Source organism: Anaerovibrio sp., from assembly GCF_051866355.1.
Classification (GTDB): domain Bacteria; phylum Bacillota; class Negativicutes; order Selenomonadales; family Selenomonadaceae; genus Anaerovibrio.
Map to the genome: position 1 here is coordinate 1 of NZ_JBJDWZ010000127.1, position 1993 is coordinate 1993.

Annotated in this window: 4 protein-coding genes; 1 reads left to right on the forward strand and 3 read right to left on the reverse strand. The window is 50.7% G+C overall.

Annotation, left to right across the window (positions count from 1 at the left end; all coding sequences use genetic code 11):
- On the reverse strand, positions 1 to 916 hold a 916-nt coding region (locus ACI3UA_RS06900), incomplete at its 3' end, for a minor capsid protein (protein ID WP_439724081.1).
- Between the two features lie 54 nt (positions 917 to 970).
- On the opposite strand from ACI3UA_RS06900, the gene ACI3UA_RS06905 reads away from it, so the two are divergent.
- Positions 971 to 1180, forward strand: coding sequence for a hypothetical protein (locus ACI3UA_RS06905; protein WP_439724082.1), 210 nt, complete (start codon positions 971 to 973; stop codon positions 1178 to 1180).
- Here ACI3UA_RS06905 and ACI3UA_RS06910 read toward each other — a convergent pair.
- The gene (locus ACI3UA_RS06910) at positions 1177 to 1488 is read right to left on the reverse strand and encodes a hypothetical protein (RefSeq protein WP_439724083.1); all 312 of its coding nucleotides are present in this window, start codon (positions 1486 to 1488) and stop codon (positions 1177 to 1179) included. The genes ACI3UA_RS06905 and ACI3UA_RS06910 overlap by 4 nt on opposite strands.
- Positions 1469 to 1993: phage portal protein (locus ACI3UA_RS06915; RefSeq protein WP_439724084.1), on the reverse strand; the 525-nt coding region annotated here is incomplete at its 5' end. The genes ACI3UA_RS06915 and ACI3UA_RS06910, both read right to left, overlap by 20 nt.

The following is a 1993-nucleotide window of genomic DNA, read 5'->3' on the forward strand; positions in this document are numbered from 1 at the left end:
CTATCGTTGAACGGCAATGCGGATGCAGGGGCGGCATGTTGGTGCCGGGGCTGCCCTCGTCCACAGGGTAAATCTTGCCATCATGGGCACGGCAGGCTGCGGATGTGCGCCTGTCCAGCGTGGCCACGAACCTGTAATACTTCATGCCGGAATCCTTGATGCTGTCCAGGGCTGCCCTGTTCTGCACGTAATTCAGCTCGGTGCGTACCAGCCTCCTGGCATCGCTCATGCCAACGCCCATCTTCTGGGTGATTATTTTTGAAACGTTCTCCACGCTGGCGCCGCGATGCATGGCGGCGGTAATTTCTCTTTGCAATATTTCGGCTAATTTCTCCTGATTTGCCCATATCCGGGCGGAGTAGTTTTTGCCGCTCCAAGGGGCGCGGAGAACGTTTTCAAGCTTATTGCTTTCTACCTTGGCAGGCGTTGAGGCAAGGCCCCGCTTCCTGCCAATCTCGAACAGGTTGCGATAATAAAAATCCTTGTAGGCCGTAGGCAGGAACTTATCCATGCTCCTGCCGAATTTCTCGGCCAGCTTGGACAGCTCCACATAGGTTTCGGCCTTCAGCTTGTCCAGCCAGCTGATGCGTGACCGCATGGCCAGCGTATTCATCTCCCTCAGGAGCTTCTTATCGCCTGTAGCCTCAATCTGTTTCAGGTATTCCTGCATGTCCATGCGCCATACCCTGAACTCATCGCCCTGCAGCAGGCTGTAGGCTGCCGTCATGCTCATGCTGTTATCAATGGCGAAACGGGCATAGAGGTCATTGATGTCCTTTTCTATGTGCTTCAGGGCCTGGGCATAATAAGCAGCCAGCTCCCGCTCTATTTCCTTCTGGGAGCGCCTGAACCATTCCGCTTCAAGCTCCTCGTTGCGCTTCTGCCAATACAGTTCATCTTTTGTCAGTTTCGCCATATATCTCACCATCAAAATATTTGTGTTATAATTTCGTAGAAAGGAGGTGATATTATGGATGCGATAGGTTATTTTAGCGGCTACTGTCCGCAATTCAAAGAACGACGTTGCATTGAAATCGGATTTGCAGAGGTATCTCTGATAGGCTCCATGTCTCCGGAGTACAAGAAAATGAGTTTTCGCTGTCAGGATATAGATGCTTGTACGCAACTAGACAGTTATGGCCGTTGCCCTATTTACGTTAAGGCTCCACATCACCCTTAATCTATCTTTTGGAAAAAGTTCCTGAATTGCTGCTTTATACCATCATCAGCACCTTTCAGGAACTTTTTATATGGGAATTTACCAGGTGGCAACCATCCATAAACTGCCGGGGATAAATCCACCTCCGTAAATTCCGTAAGACGAATAGAAATGCCTGTAAAGTTTTTGCATTCATCTCCATCTTTTGCCCAGCGGTTATATTTGCAGAAGCGACAGCCGTCAAACGGGTTTTGATGCCCTCCATACAGTGCTCCCTGCAACATTCTCGCCAAGCAATGCGCCTCAGCCTCATTCAGTTTCATTTCCATTTCCACCGCCTCCATCAGCATTACCCTCAACGCTAAAGCCATAATCATCACCAGCAGACTGCTTTGCCAGTGCCTCCAGCTCCGCAGCCGGATCCGCCACAAAGGACAGCTGACTGAGCAGTGTCTTGTCGCTGACGATGCCCTTCAGCTGGCTCACCATCTGGGCCTGTGCCTGTGTATCGGCAGGAATATTTGCCGTAAAGGTAATATCCACATCGCGAAAATCAATCCCGGCACCGCCTTTTGTTCGGAGCATACCAGATATGAGCTCAATCCTGCGCTGCAATCCCTGCTTGAAGCCCCGCTCCTTGCGGCTCCTTACCTGTTCCAGGCCAATCAGCTTGTACTTAATGGCAACGCCGGAAGCGTTTCCGGCAAAGCTTTCATCGGTCATATCCGGGATATTGGAAAACTTGTGGATGTCGTTTTGCAGGCGCTTCTTGATGTTCTCAATGTAGGTGTCATTCAGGTTCTTTATCAGCCATTGGGCACCGCCGCCCTCATC